The sequence below is a fragment of the Bradyrhizobium septentrionale genome (assembly GCF_011516645.4).
GTDB lineage: Bacteria > Pseudomonadota > Alphaproteobacteria > Rhizobiales > Xanthobacteraceae > Bradyrhizobium > Bradyrhizobium septentrionale.
The window spans coordinates 2,019,286-2,038,068 of record NZ_CP088285.1 but is presented as its reverse complement, the minus strand read 5'-3'; the positions used below and the strand labels follow the sequence as shown (position 1 = coordinate 2,038,068).

The following is an 18,783-nucleotide window of genomic DNA, read 5'->3' as shown; positions in this document are numbered from 1 at the left end:
TGTGTTGCAAGAACGTGTGTTGCAAGAAGAAGCGGGTCGCCGACATGGCTGTAGACGAGACGACGATCGATCGGCTGAACGCAACCGCCTACGCCTTCCCGCGCCATGAGCAGACCTTTCCGACCCTGACGGCGCATGAGATCGAGCGGATGCGCCGCTTCGGCGAGCCGCGGTCGTTTGGGGACGGCGAGGCGCTGTTCGAGACCGGCAAGCCGGGGCCCGGCATGTTCGTGGTGCTGTCGGGCAGCATCGCGATCACCCAGCGCGATGGCCTCGGCCATGTCACGCCTGTGATCGACCAGGGGCCCGGTCAATTCCTCGCCGAGATCGGCCAGCTTTCCGGCCGACCTGCGCTGGTCGACGGCCATGCCGACGGCGTTGTCGAGACCTTGTTGCTGCCGCCCGAGCGATTGCGCGCGCTGCTGGTCGCCGAGGCCGACCTCGGCGAGCGCATCATGCGCGCGCTGATCCTGCGCCGGGTCAGCTTGATCCAGGGCGGCGCCGGCGGGCCGGTGCTGATCGGCCCTGCGTCCGTCGGCAACATGGCGCAGCTGCAGAATTTCCTGGCGCGCAACGGCCAGCCGCACCACTTCCTCGACCCCGAGACGGACAAGGACGCCGCCGACCTCGTCGCGCGCTATTCGCCGACGCGCGCCGAGCTGCCGCTGGTGGTCTGTCCGAACGGCACGGTGCTGCGCAATCCGTCCGAGACCGCGCTTGCGATGGCGCTCGGCATGATCGGCAACAGCGCGCATGACAAGCTCTACGATGTCGCCGTGGTCGGCAGCGGCCCGGCCGGGCTTGCCACCGCGGTCTATGCGGCCTCGGAAGGGTTGTCGGTCGCGGTGTTCGATTCCCGTGCCTTCGGCGGCCAGGCCGGCGCCAGCATGCGGATCGAAAACTATCTGGGTTTCCCGACCGGCATCTCCGGCCAGGCGCTCGCCGGGCGCGCCTTCAACCAGGCGCAGAAATTCGGCGCCGAGATGCTGATCCCGGTCTCCATCAAATCGCTCGACTGCACGAAGGCGTCGGGCGCGTTCGCGCTCGCCACCGGATGCGGGCACACGTTGCGCGCCAGGTCGGTGGTGGTGGCGAGCGGCGCGCGCTATCGCCGGCCTGCGATCGACAATCTCGAGAGCTATGAGGGCCGCGGCGTCTGGTACTGGGCCTCGCCGATCGAGGCGCGGCTCTGTGCCAACCAGGACGTCGTGCTGGTCGGCGGCGGCAACTCCGCAGGCCAGGCGGCGGTGTTCCTGTCGGCGCATGCCCGCAGGGTCAACATGATGATCCGCGGCGGCGGGCTCGGGGCCAGCATGTCGCGCTACCTGATCGAGCGCATCGAGGCGACGCCGAACATCGAACTGATGTTCAACACCGAGGTGATCGGGCTCGAAGGCGCGGAGACGCTGGAGCGCGTGCGCTGGCGCAGCCGGCTCGCGCCCGACGAGTTCACCATGGATATCCGCAATCTGTTTTTGTTCGTCGGCGCCGATCCGGCCACCGGCTGGCTCGAGGGTTGCGGGGTGCTGGTGGACCGCGGCGGCTTCGTGATGACCGGCGTGCAGAGCGGCGAGGGCGCGCGCGCCGTGCCGCTGCTCGAGACCACGGTGCCCGGCGTGTTCGCGGTCGGCGACGTCCGCTCCGGATCGGTCAAGCGCGTCGGCGGCGCGATCGGCGAGGGCGCCCAGGTCGTCGCCGCCCTGCACGGCTATCTCGCCGATGATGGCAGTCCGTCGCTGTGAGAGAAGGATCCATTGGGGTAGCTCCATCCCCGTCATCCTGAGGTGCGAGCCTCTTCGGCGAGCCTCGAAGGATGCACGGCCCGGTCTGTGGCCGATTCATCCTTCGAGGCTCGCTGCGCTCGCACCTCAGGATGACGGATTGAACAGGGATGCATAAAGAGAGGCCAAAAATGTCAAAAAGCTGCACCCACATCGCCAGCATCCAGGACGTCACGCCGAGCGCGCTCGGCTGCGAGGAATGCCTGAAGAGCGGCAGCCGCTGGCTGCATTTGCGGATCTGCCGGAGCTGCGGCCATGTCGGCTGCTGCGATGACTCGCCGAACCGGCATGCCACCGCGCATTTCCACGCCACCGGCCATCCCGTGATCGAGGGCTACGATCCGCCGGAAGGCTGGGGCTGGTGCTATGTCGACGAGGTGCTGTTCGACCTGTCGAAGCGCAAGACGCCGCATAACGGGCCGATCCCGCGCTATGATTGATTGAATGTCTCATCGGGCGCACGTGCCGCGGCATCTGGCGGACGCACGGACTATCACCGTCATCCCCGCGCAAAGGCGTAACCATTGCGCGGGGATGACGGGTCAATCAAAATTAGCGCTGGCAAATTTTTGATGAGATGTCGGCCATCCTGCCATCGAACCATGTAGCAATTTCCAGTCACGCATCGTAACGTGGTGCGGGTCTCAATGGGGAGTGCGTCACATGACGACGTTGGTGCTCGTGCACGTCATTATCAGCCTGATTGCGATCGTCGCCGGTGTGATCGTGATGTTCGGCTTGCTCGGCTCGCGGGCGATGCCGGGGCTGACCGCGATCTTCCTGCTGTTCACGATCCTGACCAGCGCCACCGGCTTTGTGATTCCGCCGCTGGCGACCGAGAAGCTGCTGCCGTCGCACATCATCGGCGGCCTCTCGCTGCTGCTGCTCGTGATCGCCTGCATCGCGCTGTATGCGATGCAGCTCAAGGGCGCCTGGCGCCCGATCTATGTCGTGACCGCGATGGTCTCGCTCTATCTCAACGTCTTCGTGCTGGTGATCCAGAGCTTCCTCAAGGTGCCGGCGCTGCAGGCGCTCGCGCCGGCGGTGCCGCCGAATCCGCCCGCCGGCCCGGTGTTTGCGGTGGTGCAGGGCATCGTGCTGGTGTTCTTCGCCGTCGTGATCATCGGCGCGTGGCGCCGGTTCAGGCCGGTCACGTTCGCCTGATCATTCTTGTCATTCCGGGGCGCGCGAAGCGCGAGCCCGGAATCCATCGGGCCGCACATTCCCTGGATAAATGGATTCCGGGTTCGACGCTGCGCGTCGCCCCGGAATGACGAAGGCAACAAGAGGAGCAAATCAAATGCCCACTATCACCACCAAAGACGGCGTCGACATCTTCTACAAGGATTGGGGTTCGGGCCAGCCGATCGTGTTCAGCCATGGCTGGCCGTTGTCGTCGGACGATTGGGACGCGCAGATGCTGTTCTTCGTGGGTCACGGCTTTCGCGTCGTTGCCCATGACCGCCGCGGCCACGGCCGCTCCGCCCAGGTCGGCGACGGCCATGACATGGACCATTATGCCGACGACCTCGCTTCCGTCACCGCGCATCTCGATTTGAGGAACGCGGTCCACGTCGGCCATTCCACCGGCGGCGGCGAGGTCGTGCACTACATCGCGCGTCACGGCGAGAGCCGGGTGGCGAAGGCGGCGATCCTGAGCGCGGTGCCGCCTCTGATGCTGCAGACGGCTGACAATCCCGGCGGCCTGCCGAAGTCGGTGTTCGACGGCCTGCAGGCGCAACTTGCAGCCAATCGCTCGCAGTTCTACCGAGATTTGCCGGCCGGGCCGTTCTATGGCTACAACCGGCCCGGCGCAAAGCCGTCGGAGGCCGTGATCCAGAACTGGTGGCGGCAGGGCATGATGGGCGGCGCCAAGGCGCATTACGACGGCATCGTCGCGTTCTCGCAGACCGATTTCACCGAGGACCTGAAGAAGATCAACGTCCCGGTGCTGGTGATGCATGGCGACGACGACCAGATCGTGCCCTACGCCGACTCCGGCCCGCTCTCGGCCAAGCTTTTGAAGAACGGTACGCTGAAGACCTACAAGGGCTTTCCGCACGGCATGCCGACGACGGAAGCCGAGACCATCAACAAGGACCTGCTGGCGTTCATCAGGGGGTGATGTGACGCTGCTCTCTTGTGCCAGGCAACGCAGCTTTGCTTCGATCGCGTGAGGGAGCCACTAGCGGAAGGGTTCCCTCCCCCGCAAGGGACCCGCAAGGGGGGGAGGGAGCCTGACGAGCGTGCTCACCTCACCAGAATTCGCCTCACGAAGAGTGTAGAGATCCTGTCGTTCCGATCGCTCACTCGAAAATCGCGCGGATCGCGGCGAAGATTCGCTTGGCGAGCAGCTCCGGCTTCTCGCGGGCGCCGTCGGCTGCCCAGAGATCGCCGCCGACGCGCATCGCGCCGGTGGTGATCATCGCGACGAGCCGGGCCTTCATCCGGTCGGCCTTGTTGCCGGCGCGCTTGAGCAAGGCCTCGGCGAGCTCGCGCTCGAGCTTCTCGTACTTCACCTGATCGCGGGCCTGCAGTGCCGGATTGTCGCGCTTGAGTCTTGCCAGTGCGACCGCCTCGCGCGGATCGAGTTGCAGCACCATTTCGGCGATCGCATTCTCCGCGGCCTGCAGCATGGATTCGGTGGCCGGACGGGCCGCGACCGCTGCGATCAGCGCCGTGCTGCCGTCCTCCTGCCAGGCGAACACGACGTCTTCCTTCGACGCGAAATAGTGAAAGAAGGTGCGGCGCGAGATATCGGCTGCGGCGACGATGTCGTCGAGCGTGGTCGCCTCGAAGCCGCGCTCGAGAAACAGCGCCATCGCCGCCCGGGTCAGCCGTTCCCGTGTTTCCCGCCGCTTGCGCGCGCGCAGGCCGGACGTCGCCGTGGGCGGCGCCGAATTCCCGTTGGATTGCCGCGGCTTGGCAGATTTGCGCGCGGGCGCAGGGCGCTTCAAATTTTTCACCTCTTGCAAAAATGCACTTAGTGCACATTTCATCGGAATGCGGCTGGAACCCGCAAGACCGACAACAACCGTCAGAACCGATTCGTGTCGCAAGGAGATATAAGCATGACCGGCTGGAGCACTGCAGACATTCCGCGGCAGCGCGGCAGGACCGCGGTGATAACAGGCGCAACCGGCGGGCTCGGCTACGAGACCGCGCTCGCGCTGGCGCGTGCCGGCGCCAATGTCGTGCTGACCGGCCGCAACGGCGCCAAGGGGCAGGACGCGCTGGCGCGGATCCGCGCGCAGCTTCCCGATGCGGCGGTGATCTATGAGACGCTCGACCTCGCGAGCCTCGCATCGGTCGCCGATTTCGCCGCGCGCTTTGCCGCCAGCCACGATGCGCTCGACCTGTTGATCAACAATGCCGCCGTGATGGCGCTGCCGAAACGCCAGGTCACGTCAGACGGCTTCGAGATGCAGTTCGGCACCAACTATCTCGGCCACTACGCGCTGACCGCACATCTGTTGCCGCAGCTGTGCCGCGGCCAAAACACCCGCGTCGTCAATCTGTCGAGCCTCGCCCACCGCACCGGCGCGATCAACTTCGCCGATCTGCAGTCGCAGCGCGCCTATGTGCCGTGGCGTGCCTACTGCCAGTCGAAGCTTGCGATGCTGATGTTTGCGCTCGAGCTGCAGCGCCGCAGCGCGCGCAATGGCTGGGGGATCATGAGCAATGCCGCGCATCCCGGCTATGCGCGCACCGAGCTGATCCCGAACGGGCCCGGCACCGACAGCCTGTCGTGGCGGCTCGGCCGATATCTGCAGCCCTTCATGAGCCATTCGGCGGCCGCGGGCGCGCTGCCGACGCTGTTCGCGGCGACCTCGCCGGCGGCCGAGCCCGGCGGCTATTACGGGCCCGACTGGTTCTATGAATTGAAGGGACCGCCGGTGCCGGCGCGGATCATGCCGCAGGCCAGGGACACCGTGGTGGCGGAGCAGCTCTGGGATGTCTCGGCGATGCTGACCGGTGTATCGTTCGATCAGATCGCCACCGCCGCCTGAGTGCGACCGGGCGGCAAGGAGACATCATGGCGGCATCGAGGGGCAATCGAGATGAAAATCATCCTGTTCGGCGCGACCGGCATGGTCGGGCAGGGCGTGCTGCGCGAATGCCTGCTCGATCCCGGCGTCGAGCGGGTGCTCGCGGTCGGGCGCAGCCCGACCGGGCAGCGCGATGCCAAGCTCGTCGAGCTGACCTGCGACAATTTCATCGATTACAGCGCGATCGAGCCGCAGCTGACCGGCTATGACGCCTGCTTCTTCTGCCTCGGCGTCTCCTCGATCGGCACGGACGAGGCGCGTTACCGCCATCTCACCTACGACGTCACGCTGGCCGCGGCGACGGCGCTGGCGCGGCTCAATCCGGGCATGGTGTTCACCTATGTCACCGGGCGCGGCACCGATTCCACCGAGCAAGGCTCGCTGATGTGGGCGCGGGTCAAGGGCAAGACCGAGAACGACCTGCTCAAGCTGCCGTTCAAGGCCGCCTACATGTTCCGCCCCGCCGGCATCCAGCCGCTGCACGGCGTGCGCTCCAAGACACCCTGGGTGCAGGCGATCTATCTCGCGACCTCGCCGCTGCTGTCGCTTCTGGTCCGGCTTGCCCCCGGCCATATGACCACGTCGGAACAACTCGGCCGCGCCATGCTCAAGGTGGCCCGCGACGGCTACCCCCGGCCGGTGCTGGAGAGCGAGGACATCAACAGCCTCTGACGAGGCGGCGCCGGTTCCCCTGGGCGGGATTTCCTTGGAGGGATGGTACCTCCGGGGCCCCAAGCCGTTATAACTACCGCATGTCCCCACCTGCTCCCCTGAAACTGATCGCCCTCGATGCCGATGACCTCGCGGTCATCTCCGCCCACGTGCAGGACGCCCGCGTCCAGCCCGCCGACATCGTCTGGCGCCAGGACGAGAAACGCCTGGTGGTCGGGTTGAACCGGCTGGACTGGGAGCAGACCCTGTCCGGCGGCGCCTGCTCGCGCCGGCTGATCGCCGCGCTCAGGTTCGACCGGGTGCTGGCATGCAAGTCGCGCAATATCGACCTGGAGGCCCCGGAGGCCACCCTGGAACTGCTCGGAATCGAATTCCATGCCTCCGACCCGCCGGGCGGCAGCGCGCTCCTGATGTTCGGGCAAGGCGCGGCGCTGCGGCTCGATGTCGAGTGCCTGGAGTGCGAATTGACCGATCTCGGCACGGATGATCTCGGGGTGGCGGCGGGGTAAATATGCCGTCGTCCCGGCGAAGGCCGGGACCCATAACCACAAATGCCATTTGTTATGGGACGCTGGGGGTCCCACCCTGCTCCAGCAGCAGGCTTCTGGGGTAATGGGTCCCGGCCTTCGCCGGGACGACTGCAATTTCGGCGCCCCCCAAGGGTTGACGGCCATTATCCGCCGCGCCATTGAGCAGGGACCCAGAGTCCTCTTCAGAAAGCCGCCATGCCCGTTCGCCTGGACCGACAGAGCGCCGATTTCGACCAGCGTTTCCGCGATTTCCTGGCGGCCAAGCGCGAGGTGTCGGCCGACGTCGAGCGCGCCACTCGCGCCATCGTCGACGACGTGGCGGCCCGCGGCGATGCGGCGCTGCTCGAGGCGACCAAAAAATTCGACCGGCTCGACGTCGACGCCGCCGGCCTGCGCATCGCCGCCGCCGAAATCGACGCCGCGGTCGCCGCGTGCGATCCCGGGACCGTCGAGGCGCTGAAATTCGCGCGCGACCGGATCGAGACCTTCCATCGCCGCCAGCTGCCGAAGGACGAGCGCTTTACCGACGCCGCCGGCGTCGAACTCGGCTGGCGCTGGAGCGCGGTCGATGCGGTCGGTCTCTACGTGCCCGGCGGCACCGCGGCCTATCCGTCCTCGGTGCTGATGAACGCGGTGCCGGCCAAGGTTGCCGGCGTGCCGCGGGTGGTGATGGTGGTGCCGGCGCCGGACGGCAAGCTGAACCCGCTGGTGCTGGCGGCAGCAGGTCTCGGCGGCGTCTCGGAGATCTACCGCGTCGGCGGCGCCCAGGCGGTGGCGGCGCTGGCCTATGGTACCGCGACGATCGCGCCGGTCGCCAAGATCGTCGGCCCCGGCAACGCCTATGTCGCCGCCGCCAAGCGGCTGGTGTTCGGCAAGGTCGGCATCGACATGATCGCCGGGCCCTCCGAGGTACTCGTCATCGCCGACGACACCGGCAATGCCGACTGGATCGCGGCCGATCTGCTGGCGCAGGCCGAGCATGACGTCAGCGCGCAGTCGATTCTGATCACCGACAGTGCGCGGCTCGCCGCCGATGTCGAGCGCGCGGTCGAGGCGCAGCTTGCGACGCTGCCGCGTGCGGCGATCGCGCGCGCCTCGTGGAACGATTTTGGCGCCGTCATCAAGGTGGCAAAGCTCGACGACGCAGTGGAGCTCGCCAACGCGATCGCGGCCGAGCACCTCGAGATCATGACCGCGGACGCCGAGGCCCTGTCGAAGCAGGTCCGCAACGCCGGGGCGATCTTCCTCGGGGCCCATACGCCGGAAGCGATCGGCGATTATGTCGGCGGCTCCAACCACGTGCTGCCGACCGCGCGTTCGGCGCGGTTCTCCTCGGGCCTCGGGGTGCTTGACTTCATGAAGCGAACCTCGATCCTGCGCTGCGGGCCGGATCAGCTTCGTGCGCTCGGGCCCGCCGCGATGACGCTCGGCCAGGCCGAGGGTCTCGATGCCCATTCACGTTCCGTCGGATTGCGCCTCAACCTCTCATGAACAAGCCACCAGACGACGAGGATTCCAACAATCGCATCGTCGCGGTGACGCTCGACGAGGAATCGATCGGCCGTTCCGGGCCCGACATCGAGCATGAGCGGGCGATCGCGATCTACGACCTGGTCGAGCAGAATCTGTTTGCGCCGGAAGGCGGCGCCGGGCCGGGGCCCTACACCCTTCACATCGCGATTACCGGCAACCGGCTGATGTTCGATATCCGCAAGGAGGACGGCGCGCCGGTGGTCGCGCATCTGTTGTCGCTGACGCCGTTCCGCCGCGTCGTGAAGGACTACTTCATGATCTGCGACAGCTATTATCAGGCGATCCGGACCGCGACGCCGGACAAGATCGAGGCGATCGACATGGGCCGCCGCGGCATCCATGACGAGGGCTCGCGCACGCTGCAGGAGCGGCTCAAGGGCAAGGTGCGGGTCGATTTCGAGACCGCGCGGCGGCTGTTCACCCTCATCACCGTGCTGCATTGGAAAGGCGAGGGCGCATGATGTCGGTGTCGGCCCCTCGACCGAAAGCCTGATCGCATGGCAGCGCCGCGCGCGCGCAACCCGCAGGCCGTGCTGTTCGCATGCGGCCTCAACAGCGTGCGCTCGCCGATGGCCGAAAGCCTGCTGCAGCAGATGTTCCCGCAAGGCCTTTATGTCCGCTCGGCCGGCGTACGGAAGGGCGAGCTCGACCCGTTCGCGATCGCCGTGATGGCGGAACTCGGCCAGGACATCTCCACCCACAAGCCACAGACCTTCGAGGAACTCGAGGACTGGGAAGGCCTGAACTTCGACCTGATCATCACGCTGGCGCCGGAGGCCCATCACAGGGCGCTCGACCTCACCCGCACGCTCGCCGCCGATGTCGAGTACTGGCCGACGGTGGACCCGACCGGCACCGAGGGGACGCGCGAGCAGAAGCTCGCTGCCTATCGCGAGGTTTGCGACGGCCTGTTGCTGCGCATCCGCCGCCGCTTTGCCAAGGGCGCGGCGAACCTGTGAGGCTTCGCGAGGCGTGTTCCGATTCGCAGAACGCCCCTTGTCGCCAGACTGACAAACAGCTGTGCTTATGGGGCCGTGTCGCCCACGGGGAAGCGCGATGCGCAGCCGGTTCCAAGGTTGTGCATCCATGCCCCATCCGATAGGTTCCGCCCGCGTCCGTCCCCCCGATTCAGCCCAAAAACCCGCATGCTAGGCCGTCCCAAATTCGTTCTTGCTTCCGGTTCGCCGCGGCGGCTGGCCCTGCTCAACCAGGCCGGCATCGAGCCCGATGCGCTGCGCCCGGCCGATGTCGACGAGACCCCGCGGCGGGGCGAGCTGCCGCGCGCCTGCGCCAACCGGCTGGCGCGCGCCAAGGCCGACGCGGCGCTGAAGTCGGTGCAGCTCGACGACGATCTGCGCGGCTCCTTTATCATCTCTGCCGACACCGTGGTCGCGGTCGGCCGCCGCATCTTGCCGAAAGCCAATCTGGTCGACGAGGCTGCGCAGTGCCTGCGGCTGTTGTCGGGCCGCAACCACCGCGTCTACACCGCGATCTGCGTGGTGACGCCGCGTGAGGCCTTCCGCCAGCGCCTGGTCGAGACCCGCGTGCGCTTCAAGCGGCTCAGCGAGGACGACATCCAGGCCTATATCGGCTCCGGCGAATGGCGCGGCAAGGCTGGCGGCTATGCCGTGCAGGGCATCGCCGGATCCTTCGTGGTCAAGCTGGTCGGCTCCTACACCAATGTGGTCGGCCTGCCGCTCTACGAGACCGTGACCCTGCTCGGCGGCGAGGGCTTTCCGATCCGCCACGGCTGGCTCAACGCCGTCGCGGTGTGAGTACGGATAGAAACGACCTCGAACCGCATCCGCTCTTCCACCTCTCCCGCTTGCGGAGGAGGTCGTATCGCATCGAAGATGCGATACGGGTGGGGGCTCTCTCCACGACATGACCAGCGGTGATACCCCCACCCCAGCCCTCCCCCGCAAGCGCAGGGCTATCGCATATGGGCCAGGGCTTTGAGGAGGTAGTCGTCGTTCCATGCGCATTTTTTGATGCGGTGGCTGATAGGGACCTTCGGCGGGTCGGTCATCTGCAGGATATTTTTTGCGATTCGCTTGAGGATGGCGATGTTGGCAGGTGCGTGGTCCTTGCGAGCTCGGTTCATATCCTCGGCGAGATGAACATCAAGCATCCAGTGCAGGCCGTTCTCGACCTGCCAATGGGCTCGCGTGATGTCGAGGGCCTGCTGCGGCGAGAACACGCGCGAGGTCATGAACAAGCGCGTCAGCGGCTCGGACCGATCACGCCGGGAAGTGATCCGGATGATGGCGGCATGGCCGGGCATCAGCGCGGTCTCGACCGGCACCACCTCAGCTTTCCGCCATTCGTCGCGGCCATGACCGCGTTCCGTCTGCTCGACAACCGGTGGCGAGGGCGCTCGTGCCAGCAGGCTCTCGGCTTCCTTGTGCCAGTGACCACGGTTGCCTTTCAGCGCCAGCACATAGTCCGCATTCTGTTCGACGACCGCCTCGGCCATCCGGCGATGGCAATGCAGCGCGTCGGCCGTGACGATCTTGTCAGTCAGATCAATCAGCGCGATCACCTTCAGGGCGGCCTCAATCTCGTTCTCGGCCGCCGTCGGCGACGCGGCCGCAAGGCAAAGCCGGGTTTGCGTGGCGAAGGCCGAGACCGTCAGCGGCGGATAGGCCTGCTGGCCTTGTTCATAGGCGCGCCGCAAGGCCTTGCCGTCGAGCGCGACCACCTCGTCTGGCGTGGCCACAGTCGTGCCGCTGGATTCGCCGAGCGCCCGGGCAAAACCCGCGGCAAACGACGCAAAAGCCTGCTCGAACGCCCGCGGATCCAGCAGCCGCAAAAGCCGCGAGAAAGTATCGTGGCTGGGGGCCACGTCGTAATCGATCAGGCGAGACAGCACAGCCCTGCGGGTCTCCGCGAACAACGCAAATTCGGTTGCTGTCGCGGCCCCGCACAGGCTCGCGGCGACCATCATCACGATCAGGTCGCCCAACCGATGCGTCGCGTTTCCGGCTCGGGGGTCGGGAACCGATCCAAAACAGGTTTCCAGGCAGATGGCCGTTTCTCCTTCGAAAAACTGCCTCCCTCAAGAATCCCTATTCAGCCTCAACACAAGAAAAATCCATATGCGATTCCCCTGCCCGCAAGCGGGAGAGGGGGCACAGCGGAACATGCGGCCGCCTCCTCAATCGCCAACTGGTGTAAACTCCGCCCAGCCATGACCGACCAAGCCCGAACACCCCCGGCCACCACCCGGGCCTGCCCGATCTGCAGCAAGCCCGCCCAGCAGGCTTTTCTCCCGTTCTGTTCCCCCCGCTGCCGCGACGTCGACCTCAACCGCTGGCTGACCGGCCGCTATGTCGTCCCCGGCCGCGAGGACGACGTGGAGGACCCGGAATAGCCAAGATTTCCCAACAAGTTGGGGAAACAACGCCGGGCGGGCCTGCCACGCCGAAGCCTTTGGCGAAGGCGGGTGGACACGGCGCTCCGACCTCTCTATAAACCGCCCGCTCGCTGCGGCCTTTCGGCCCCGCGAGTATGCCCAGGTAGCTCAGTTGGTAGAGCATGCGACTGAAAATCGCAGTGTCGGTGGTTCGATCCCGCCCCTGGGCACCACGATTTCAATGACTTACGCCCAGCACAATTGTTGAGTTAGACGCTTCCGCTGACAAGTTAGACAGTTATGTTCGCGATTTGCTCCCTAGCGGATCGAGTTTTGTGATCACCTCCCGCATTCGTTGCGAAGTATCTGCTGACTCTGAGTAGTGGATCGCCATCGCGAGTGTCTTCTGGCCAAGCCAGCGGCGCACTGTGTCGATATCGTAGCCTGCTTCAATGAGAAGCGTGCCGACCGTGTGACGAAGGCCATGAAACGTGAGGCCGTCGCCAATTCTGCCTGATCGTTTGAGAGTGGCCATCGCCTTGATGAAACTCGAATTGAAACCGCTCTCGGTCCATGGCGTGGCGTTCGTCGTTGCAGCGACGGTGATCGCATTGTGGTGCGGAGATCCAGCCAGGATTTGAGCCAAGTCTGGATGGATTGGAATCGAAAGCTCTAGACCGGTCTTGTTCGTTCGCCGCCAAATTCGCCCACTTCGGATGGCACTCTTCCTAAGCGCCAGTACGTCGCCTTTGCGAAGGCCAGTGAACATCGCCAGCGCCACCGGTAATTTCAATTGGTGTGGCAGTTCCGTGAGCACGGTTCTGCATTCTTCGATTGTCCAAGGTCTATTGGCAGCCGGTGCAATCCTTGAGCGCCTGACTCTCTTCACGCCCTTGACCGGGTTTTCGCGAATGATCCCGTGTTCTTTGCCGTGTTCACAGGCGACTGAAATGACTGCCATCACATAATTCGCCTGCCTGCGGCCATGTCGCTCGGCCATTTTATCTCTCAGCCCGGCAATGAACTGCGGTGTCAATTCAACGAGTGGCATCTCGTCTAGCGGGTTGAGCAAATTCATCATTCGCGAATAGCCGTTCCGAGAGGTAATTGCCAAATCGGTGAAAGCCGGTGACGCCCTGTAAGATGCAAATAGCTTTCCCATCGTACCCGGTAGAGCTTCGGCCTTCCTGAGCTTGCGTTCCAGCGTTTCCAACTCGGCGATGAATTCCGCAGTGCCAAATTCAGATTTTAGTCGCACGCCAGATTTGCGATGGTATGCATACCACCGGCCTTTTACCCGATACCGCTTAAGCCCCTTCACGCGGATTATTGCCATCGCACTACCTCAACAAAGAGAGCCAATCTTTTCGTCCATGGGAATTATTTCCCCTCAAAGTTTCGATCCAATCATCTAAGTCGCGAATGTCATACCTCTCAAGTCGTTTGCCCTCGCCTAGGGCAATCGGGGTGACGGGACAAACCGCTGCAAATGTTGCGATACTAACTCCACAGTAAGCAGCTGCTTGTTGCTTTTTCAGAAGTCTTGGGATGCTGAGCGGGACATTGGTCTTTCCGTTGTCCCGCTCAGACAACGTCTTCTTCATCGAAGAAGAAGTCCCTTACACTTTGTCCGCAGACAGAATCGCAATTGACCTGCGACGTTTGCCGTCTGGCCATAGCGGCTGACGCTTTGCAGCTCTCCTACCGTGAGCGTTCTTTGGGTTGGTCATCGTCAACCGTTTAGAGTTCGCCAGCGTTGCTTCCACCAGCGCGCGTTGGTGTGGTGAGTCAAAGATCGAGTTGAAATCTTTGGTCTTCATAACGTATCGAATAGTTCCATTTTTCTTAATTCTGTAGCCGATTTCGGTATCGAACGACGAGATTGCCTTTTTCGACTTAAGCTTTTCGAGTTCTGCCTGCAGGAGCTGAAGCCCCTTCCGAGTCTCGACACCCTCATCAGGAAGAAGGTCACGCGCGGCGCGGTAGCATTTGGCAACTGCACGAAAAAGCTCGGACCGGGTCCAGGGCACGAGCTTTTGCTGGATGGCAATCGCTCCACCAGCATAAATAAGACCGAATTTTCGAGCCAAATCGTTCGCCATATCCCCATCCTCAGAGAGCGATACTTTGAGGACGAATCGACCCCGATACTTATCTGTTTGCTGCTTCGTGAGCGTTGCATCTTTGCAAAGCGTGGTGACATACCGCTGGAAGGTTGCACCATGATTGTCACGACACGCATTGATGATGGAATTGAATGCCTTGGTTTTCCATTCTCTGGAAATCTGGCTTCCGCCGTCTTCTGCCAGATCGAAGATATGATCACGATCCTTTGAGAGAACGGGAATGTCGATGAGCCGAACCGTCTCCCCTGGTTGTCGGGTCTGTTTGGTTTTTGCGGCTAGAACATAGATGGGCTTCTCCATCGAAGTAATCACGATGGTGCGCCATAGCCTGGTTCTCGTAGCGAAAGAGGAATGGCGCTGTTTCTCCGCCCCGGCACCCACGCCATACGAAACGTTTCGAATCCGCTCATACTTATGAACATCCGAGCCCTTCATGGTTTCGAAGTCATCAATAACGGATAAGCAGTCGTTGAATCTTGGAAGCTGTTCCTCAAGTCCTGCTTCCGTATTATGCCATGTCATCAAATTGCTCTTCTGCCCTAAGCCGACGACTGAAGCTCCCATTTGAGCAATGGCCGTTTTTCCTGATCGTGTTCGTGCGGCCAGGCAAATCGCGAAACTATCTTCGGCTGATACTAGCAACAACGGAGCGGCGAAGGCTGAAGCGACAGCAAGCATGGCATAGGAAGAGAACTTGGACAGCACGCCAACGCTGTCTTTCCAAGATTCGTAAGTTCCTGAGATACGAACCCGTCCCCGTTCGCTTTCGTCTGTCGAAACGCGAGGACCGATCAATCTGCCTTCGTCGATACCCAAGACCTTCGTCTGCCAGACAAAGGTAAGAAAATTATCTTGCCACCCTGATCTCCCGACGCGCTTCAGATTTCGTGAGCAGGGCGCATCGGCAAGCTTCGAGAGATATGCGGCCCGTTGACCTTTTGGAGGCAGCACAGCACCTAGCCCAAAGAGCTTCTTGGCCAATGTCGTCGGCTCGGTCAGGTCAGCTCGGGGCAGCTCAATTTCACGCTTGCATCCGTCTTCAGTGCGTATACTAAACCTGACGTAAAAGTCGCCTGTTGCCTCGTCTTCGATGGTTGATAGCTTTCTTAGATGTGGAGTTACGGTCTTAGTCATGACGATTTTCCTGGTGTGCAAACCGTGCATCAGCGGCGCGTGCACAGCGTGCACACGTGGTTTACGGCGATATCGTTGTGCGATGTTGAGCTAATCGTTGTGCAGTTCAGTCAGTTTTCGGCTCAGTTTGCGGTGGCTCCACTAGTTAGGAGGCGACATCGAAGCCTCCTCTCGCTTTGGTCACTTCGAATAGAACAAGACGACCTTCGAGCCCGATTTCATGTAAGTATAGGAATAGCTCGACACGTTCGTTGGCTCGCAATCTGTCGGAAGTAGTATTTTTGCATTCGCGTACCTTGCCGCGCGCGAAGCGATATGTGACCTTGGAGATGCGCCGATCAAACTTCGTCTTTAGCGCATAGCCGAGCGCCTCGATGTTGCCGTCCCATGGATCGATTCTTATGGGTCTAGGTCGTATTAGTGCTTTCGCAAGATATGTCTCTCGAACGACGCGCTCCCAGCGCGGCCTATTGGCGTTGTGAATCAAAAGCCAAAAGTGAGGGACCCAGCGAGCTAGTCGGTCGGTTGCTGGAAACTCGTTGAAGCTAAAATCGATACCACCGAGTGCCAACCCGGCCCGTCCACGTCGCAGGGTGCGGAGAAGATGATCGCGGAATTTGGCGGCCGGTAGCGTGCGCAGATTGCCTTGCAACCGCTGAGTGCGACCTATGATGGAGGCTACATCGTATTCATTGTAAGGGGTAAGGAGCTGGCTTGCCTTTGTCGCCACGAAACGCTGCATGGCGCGGCCACATTCAGGACAGCATCCGGACAGGCAACGTTTACCCGGCGCGCACGCTGCAAGAGCCGTCATCAACTCTGGATGGCGGTGCTTCTTGAGCAGCCGAACGCGCTTCAGCCGTTCGATCTGCGCCTTCTCGACAGAAGGCAGATGCTTCCAATTGGGCTGACCTTCACCGAACCAGCGCTCGTCAGCGAGATTTTTGGCAAGCCAGGGGCTTGGCGTATTCATGTGCGCGTTCCTGTTCTTGAACACGCGCAACGTAGCGACGCTGACGGGCTGGCGTAATCTGCCGGGGCAAACTAGAACTAGGTCAAGTTCAGTTTGACCTAGTCCGGCATAAACTTAGGGGCGCGGTATCTACGCAGGATCGTTAGTTGGCTTTCGTCGAACTCCGTAAACTCGCACTCGATGGTACGAATGCGCTTTGGAAACTTCACATTGAAGCGGTTGCGGCTGGAGGCGTCGACAATTGAAAGCAAGCGCTCTTGCACGAACTTGCTTATTCCAAAATATTCGGCAAGCTTTTCAGGCTTCTTGAGAATTCTCTCTGCTCGCCTGAATGCGCCCCAGTTGTCTGGTAGCATCTCATACAGGTCGCTCAACCCCGCAATCGCCAGGGCCCAATGGAATGGGCCTGTGCATGCTCGCTCTTTCCAAGCCATCTTGAGCGTCGAAAGAGACCGGGCGTCCGGCTCATTATCCTTTAGGTCGAGATGGTCGAAACCGCCTCCCTCAATGAAGAATAGAGCTTTGTTCAGGCTCGGTTTAGCCGTTGCTGGACAGCACAGGAAGAAAGAGACGATCTCAGTTACAGCGCTCGTCAGCGTGGTGGAGGAGTCTGTAACATCAAGTAGCGGTCTATTCAGGGGAGAGGCCAGCAGGGCAATAGCAAGGTTTTCAACTGTGGCCAGCCGATTAGGCTCACCATGTGTATCAAGGAAGCACGCCGCGGCTGCGACGATTTGGGCGTGCTGCAACACCTCTTGATCGTTTGGATATTGAAGCCACGTGGCAAACGTCATCAATGCGATATGTTTCTCGTAAGCGTAGCGCTCTCGACGAACTCCTATCAGGACTGCAATCAAATCACCTACATCGATCTTCGACACCATCCTTCTGCCCCTCCAGGTCTGTCCGAGTCGTATCCATTGAGCCACGGATAAACACCCTGGTCCACCGGTTCCCCATGAAGGGGCACTAATTGAGCGGGTCTAGGCCGGTAACCTTAGGCGTGGTAGTTTAGAGCGATAGGGATTTCTCAGTTGGCCGAAGGCATCATTGCCGTTCGACTCTGGCAGATCGTCACTGAAGGCGTAATCCCGAGGACGTCGGTAAAGCGGAAGCCCCATGTTCGCTAGGCGCGCGCAGCCAGCAATCCCGTTGTTCGCCTTTAGGAACCAAATGAGTTCGCTCGGGCGAACTTCTTGATCGTATGCCCATTCCAGCGCGCGAGCCCATCGACTGCGAGTTCGAAGATCAGAAGCGGTGGTGGCGGTGGCGTCGATAATCGTCCGTAGCGCGTGAGTGCCGGCGCGTTTCGGCACGTTGTATTCCTGGCGAACGACCCGGCTCAGGATTGGCAAGAGGTTGTCTTCGCCCAGGTTGTGAAGAGCGCGATACACCGCTCGAAGATACCGATAGTCGGCGAACCGCTTTTCGCTCCGAGCAGCCTTTTTGCCGACCTTTCGTACTCGGTCGAGCTGCGCCCGGATTTGGTCGATTTCACTTTGTTTGATTTGCCGGATGAGCGAGTACTTTTTCTTCATTGGCGGCTCCAGAGTTCACGACTGCTGCAAAAATTAGCGTGCGCATCGGCCGGAAGTCTTGGGCGGCAAAGCCGAGGGTGTGCCCCAGGCGAACGTCGAGGCGAAACTTGGAAAACGGTCGGGTGCTCGAAGGCGATGTTGAAGGCGAAATTAGTCGGCCGTTTTTGAGAGACACGTATCTTTCTAAGCGACAAAAAGTGGCGCAATTCTTGCGCGGTGACGACTACGAGCATGAATCTAAGTCGACGTCCCGCACCATGCCGTAAGCGGGCCGCTCTCTTGGCGATGGAAATCTGTTCGTCAATAATCTGGCCCGGCGAAACGCCCCAAAACGCATCTTGTAAATGGTCGCTAGTCGGCAGGCGTTCTGTCCGATGGTTCATCGCAAGGAGCGAAGAATGAGGTTGCCCATTTTTACCGAGGATGAGTTCGTCAGATTGTTGGACACTGGAATCAGCCCTGAGTGGTTTGAGAATGTCGGGCATGAAACGCGGGACACCAAGTCCAAGAAACTTGGGTCCCATAATGACGAGATAGACCTCGACCACCTGTCATACCAATTCTTGATCAGAATGCTGCACTGTCTATTCGGCCAGAAGCGTGTCCCACGGAAGATGCAGACAGCGATTACGCATTCAATATTGGAGAACGCTGAGTTGCAAGGGTTGGTGGTCGAGCAAGAGCCAATCGGGACAGTGAGATCATTTGTCAGCACTGACCGCATGACAAAGTATTGGTCCAGAATCTTCGAAGGTGACTTGCTCTCGGTACCAGACCGGAGAGTTCTGCAAACAAAGCGTCGGTAGTTGGCTGCCTGAGCGGCGGTAGGATGCGGGCATTTGGCTGCTGGCCCTGCATAGCGTAGCTGGCGGATTGGTCTCGCCTGTCCGCCAGAGCTCGTTCAACCGTTCACGTTACCACTGATAAGGTAATGTTCTGTGTTGGAACGCTCAGGCTGAAGCGATTTCCAGGCGAAGTTCTTGTGATGCACCTCATAAGAGCGTCAAAACACACATAAGTGCGTCATGTTTTGCGGCCTGATCGGACTCAAGCGGCCCTATCGGACCGGGAGAGACCGACCGACGGGCTGGT

General features: G+C 61.9%; 20 protein-coding genes and 1 tRNA gene. 13 read left to right on the top strand and 8 right to left on the bottom strand.

What is annotated here, in order from left to right:
• The first annotated feature begins 44 nt into the window (after positions 1–44).
• From HAP48_RS11570 to HAP48_RS11555, 4 genes are all read left to right on the top strand, one after another.
• Positions 45–1,742: an FAD-dependent oxidoreductase gene (locus HAP48_RS11570; protein WP_166213685.1), complete on the top strand. Its 1,698-nt coding sequence runs from the start codon at positions 45–47 to the stop codon at positions 1,740–1,742.
• Between the two features lie 170 nt (positions 1,743–1,912).
• Entirely contained in the window at positions 1,913–2,221 is a 309-nt protein-coding gene (locus HAP48_RS11565) for a UBP-type zinc finger domain-containing protein (RefSeq protein WP_166213686.1), read from the top strand.
• Positions 2,222–2,444: 223 nt separating this feature from the next.
• A complete protein-coding gene (locus HAP48_RS11560; RefSeq protein WP_166213687.1) occupies positions 2,445–2,945 on the top strand; it encodes a hypothetical protein in 501 nt (166 codons plus the stop codon).
• 136 nt (positions 2,946–3,081) lie between these two features.
• Entirely contained in the window at positions 3,082–3,906 is an 825-nt protein-coding gene (locus tag HAP48_RS11555) for an alpha/beta fold hydrolase (protein WP_166213688.1), read from the top strand.
• A gap of 181 nt (positions 3,907–4,087) precedes the next feature.
• Here the strand turns inward: HAP48_RS11555 and HAP48_RS11550 are convergent, their stop codons facing one another.
• Positions 4,088–4,738, bottom strand: coding sequence for a TetR family transcriptional regulator (locus tag HAP48_RS11550; protein ID WP_420869862.1), 651 nt, complete (start codon positions 4,736–4,738; stop codon positions 4,088–4,090).
• A 114-nt stretch (positions 4,739–4,852) separates the two neighbouring features.
• Here HAP48_RS11550 and HAP48_RS11545 point away from each other — a divergent pair, with 114 nt between their 5' ends.
• From HAP48_RS11545 to HAP48_RS11515, 7 genes are all read left to right on the top strand, one after another.
• Complete coding sequence (locus HAP48_RS11545; protein WP_166213690.1) at positions 4,853–5,791, top strand: SDR family oxidoreductase; 939 nt, start codon at positions 4,853–4,855, stop codon at positions 5,789–5,791.
• A 51-nt stretch (positions 5,792–5,842) separates the two neighbouring features.
• Positions 5,843–6,502, top strand: coding sequence for a Rossmann-fold NAD(P)-binding domain-containing protein (locus HAP48_RS11540; RefSeq protein WP_166213691.1), 660 nt, complete (start codon positions 5,843–5,845; stop codon positions 6,500–6,502).
• A gap of 80 nt (positions 6,503–6,582) precedes the next feature.
• A complete protein-coding gene (locus HAP48_RS11535) occupies positions 6,583–7,011 on the top strand; it encodes a DUF2948 family protein (protein ID WP_166213692.1) in 429 nt (142 codons plus the stop codon).
• A gap of 216 nt (positions 7,012–7,227) precedes the next feature.
• Positions 7,228–8,523 (top strand): histidinol dehydrogenase, encoded by a 1,296-nt coding sequence (gene hisD, locus HAP48_RS11530; RefSeq protein WP_166213693.1) that lies wholly within the window; start codon positions 7,228–7,230, stop codon positions 8,521–8,523.
• Positions 8,520–9,026: a UPF0262 family protein gene (locus HAP48_RS11525; protein ID WP_029079842.1), complete on the top strand. Its 507-nt coding sequence runs from the start codon at positions 8,520–8,522 to the stop codon at positions 9,024–9,026. The genes hisD and HAP48_RS11525 overlap by 4 nt, the downstream gene beginning before the upstream one ends.
• Before the next feature lie 36 nt (positions 9,027–9,062).
• On the top strand, positions 9,063–9,524 hold the full coding sequence (locus HAP48_RS11520) for an arsenate-mycothiol transferase ArsC (protein ID WP_166213694.1): 462 nt from the start codon (positions 9,063–9,065) through the stop codon (positions 9,522–9,524).
• 186 nt (positions 9,525–9,710) lie between these two features.
• Positions 9,711–10,340 (top strand): Maf-like protein, encoded by a 630-nt coding sequence (locus HAP48_RS11515; protein WP_166213695.1) that lies wholly within the window; start codon positions 9,711–9,713, stop codon positions 10,338–10,340.
• A 158-nt stretch (positions 10,341–10,498) separates the two neighbouring features.
• Here the strand turns inward: HAP48_RS11515 and HAP48_RS11510 are convergent, their stop codons facing one another.
• Positions 10,499–11,587 (bottom strand): ISAs1 family transposase, encoded by a 1,089-nt coding sequence (locus HAP48_RS11510; protein ID WP_210292854.1) that lies wholly within the window; start codon positions 11,585–11,587, stop codon positions 10,499–10,501.
• Between the two features lie 168 nt (positions 11,588–11,755).
• On the opposite strand from HAP48_RS11510, the gene yacG reads away from it, so the two are divergent.
• The gene (yacG, locus tag HAP48_RS11505) at positions 11,756–11,938 is read left to right on the top strand and encodes a DNA gyrase inhibitor YacG (protein ID WP_166213696.1); all 183 of its coding nucleotides are present in this window, start codon (positions 11,756–11,758) and stop codon (positions 11,936–11,938) included.
• Positions 11,939–12,077: 139 nt separating this feature from the next.
• Positions 12,078–12,153 (top strand) — tRNA-Phe (locus HAP48_RS11500).
• A gap of 65 nt (positions 12,154–12,218) precedes the next feature.
• On the opposite strand, the gene HAP48_RS11495 is transcribed toward HAP48_RS11500, so the two are convergent.
• From HAP48_RS11495 to HAP48_RS11470, 6 genes are all read right to left on the bottom strand, one after another.
• A complete protein-coding gene (locus HAP48_RS11495; protein ID WP_166213697.1) occupies positions 12,219–13,256 on the bottom strand; it encodes a tyrosine-type recombinase/integrase in 1,038 nt (345 codons plus the stop codon).
• A 283-nt stretch (positions 13,257–13,539) separates the two neighbouring features.
• Entirely contained in the window at positions 13,540–15,180 is a 1,641-nt protein-coding gene (locus HAP48_RS11490; RefSeq protein ID WP_166213698.1) for a DUF927 domain-containing protein, read from the bottom strand.
• Between the two features lie 145 nt (positions 15,181–15,325).
• A complete protein-coding gene (locus HAP48_RS11485) occupies positions 15,326–16,153 on the bottom strand; it encodes a hypothetical protein (protein WP_166213699.1) in 828 nt (275 codons plus the stop codon).
• A 98-nt stretch (positions 16,154–16,251) separates the two neighbouring features.
• Positions 16,252–17,037 carry a hypothetical protein gene (locus tag HAP48_RS11480; RefSeq protein WP_166213700.1) on the bottom strand — a complete coding sequence of 262 codons (786 nt, stop codon included), beginning with the start codon at positions 17,035–17,037 and terminating at the stop codon, positions 16,252–16,254.
• A gap of 99 nt (positions 17,038–17,136) precedes the next feature.
• Complete coding sequence (locus HAP48_RS11475) at positions 17,137–17,691, bottom strand: hypothetical protein (RefSeq protein ID WP_166213701.1); 555 nt, start codon at positions 17,689–17,691, stop codon at positions 17,137–17,139.
• Complete coding sequence (locus HAP48_RS11470; protein WP_166213702.1) at positions 17,688–18,239, bottom strand: hypothetical protein; 552 nt, start codon at positions 18,237–18,239, stop codon at positions 17,688–17,690. Before HAP48_RS11470 ends, HAP48_RS11475 begins: the two co-directional genes overlap by 4 nt.
• Positions 18,240–18,783: the final 544 nt, after the last annotated feature.